Below are 1,901 nucleotides of genomic sequence, written 5' to 3'. Positions count from 1 at the left end.
CAGTACGCCGGCGGCCAGTACGCGGGCCGGGCGGCATGCGGCGCGCCACGACAGCGCGGCCGGTGCGCGCCGGATCAAAGAGGTGAACACGGAAACTTCCTCGACTGGCGGAACAAAGGGCCCACATGCGCCGCGGCGCGCGGCTGGCGCGCGGTTCCGGCCGATTCTAGTGGGCGCTCGATGAACCGGTCAATCGCGCGGGCGGCGCCGGCGGCTTCGAACCGCGCGCGCGCACCCGCCTGCCGGGCGTCGATGCCCAGCCGCACCGGAGGCCGCCGCGAGACGGGCCGCACGTTGAAGTGGCCCAACCAATATCAGGCTCCATCGCCGCTGCGCTCGAAATGGCTGCGCACGTAGTCGATATGCGTCTGCATCGCGGTGCGCGCCTCCTCGGGCCGCTGCGCGCAGATCGCGTCGCACACGACGCGGTGCTGCAGCAACAGCAGCTCGGACGCCTGCTCGTCGTGCGTCGTCATGCCCGCCACGTTGATCGAGATGTGCTCGCGCAGCATCCCGATCACGCTCGTATGCAGGTGCAGGAACATCGTGTTGTGCGACGCGAGCGCGATCGCCTCGTGCAGCTTCGCGTCGGTCGCGGCTTCGACGGCCGCGGCGCCGTTCGCGTGTGCGGTTTCGAGCTCGCGCAGCAGCGCACGGATCCGGCGGCGGTCGTTCGCATCGGCGCGCAGCGCGGCGAAATAGGCGGTCGCGCCTTCGAGCACGCGGCGGAACTCGAGGATGTCGTCGCGCAGCGCCGGATGATCGGCGACCAGCTGGCCCCACGGTGACGCGATGCCGGCACGCAACTGGTCGGTCACGTAGACGCCCGCGCCGCGCCGGCTCTGCAGCAGCCCGCGCGCGACGAGCCGCTGGGTCGCCTCGCGCACCGTATTGCGCGCGACGCCGTATTCCTGCGCGAGTACGCGCTCGGCCGGCAGGCGCGCGCCGGCCGACCACGTGCCGTCGAGCAGCGCCGTCTCGATCTTGCGCATCACCACTTCGGTCCGGCCCCGTGCCGTCATCGCTGCCATCGTCGCGTCTCCCTGCCGAATGCGTGCCGTGCCGATTGGCCCAACCAATTTGAGCTGCGGCGCCGTCGCGGGAATTATGCAGCGAAATCGTCGTCCCGCATCCGCATGCCGGGCCGTCGCCTCTGGAGCGAGACATGAACCCAAGGCAGTACCCCGCCGCCCCCGCGCACGTCTACCTGTTCGCGACCTGCCTGGTCGACCTGTTCGTCCCCGAAGCCGGGCTCGACGCGGTCCGCCTGCTGGAACGCGAAGGCCTGACCGTCCACTATCCGCGCGGCCAGAGCTGCTGCGGGCAGCCGGCCTACAGCAGCGGCAATCCCGACGAAGCGCGCCGCGTCGCGGCCGCGCAGCTCGACCTGTTCGCGCAACCGTGGCCCGTGATCGTGCCGTCCGGCTCGTGCGGCGGCATGATCCGGCACCATTGGCCGGCGCTGTTCGCCGACGATCCCGTCCACGGCCCCAAGGCCCGCGCGATTGCGGAACGCACCTACGAACTCACCGAATTCCTCGTACACGTGCTCGACGTGCGGCTCGATGCGTTCGCCGCACCGGCCGGCGCCGACGAGCGCGTGGTGCTGCATACGTCGTGCGCGGCCCGCCGCGAAATGGGCACCCGCGTGCACGGCGTCGCACTCGTCGACGCGCTGCCGGGCGTGACGCGCATCGAACACGAACGCGAATCCGAATGCTGCGGCTTCGGCGGCACGTTTTCGCTGAAACATCCGGACATCTCCGGCGCGATGGTGCGCGACAAGGTCGCGTCGGCCTGCGCGACGGGCTGCGACCGGCTCGTGTCCGCCGACGGCGGCTGCCTGCTGAACATCGGCCACGCGGCCGACAAGGCCGGCGCGCCGCTGCCGGTCGAGCACA

General features: G+C 71.2%; 2 protein-coding genes. One reads left to right on the top strand and one right to left on the bottom strand.

Going from position 1 to position 1,901, the window contains the following annotated elements:
• Nucleotides 1-314: 314 nt before the first annotated feature.
• Nucleotides 315-1,031, bottom strand: a complete 717-nt coding sequence (locus G3N93_RS38640; protein ID WP_206135398.1) for a FadR/GntR family transcriptional regulator — start codon at nt 1,029-1,031, stop codon at nt 315-317.
• 134 nt (nt 1,032-1,165) lie between these two features.
• On the opposite strand from G3N93_RS38640, the gene G3N93_RS38635 reads away from it, so the two are divergent.
• On the top strand, nt 1,166-1,901 hold a 736-nt coding region (locus G3N93_RS38635; RefSeq protein WP_206135397.1), incomplete at its 3' end, for a (Fe-S)-binding protein.

The sequence above is a fragment of the Burkholderia sp. Se-20378 genome (assembly GCF_017104665.1).
Taxonomy (GTDB): Bacteria; Pseudomonadota; Gammaproteobacteria; order Burkholderiales; family Burkholderiaceae; genus Burkholderia; species Burkholderia lata.
Note: the sequence above shows the minus strand (reverse complement) of the source record. Positions and strands in the feature narration are given on the sequence as shown.

Bases quoted from the DNA above. Each gene is read 5' to 3' on its own strand.
- G3N93_RS38640 (WP_206135398.1), bottom strand. From the start codon at position 1,031: ATGGCAGCGATGACGGCACGGGGCCGGACCGAAGTGGTGATGCGCAAG.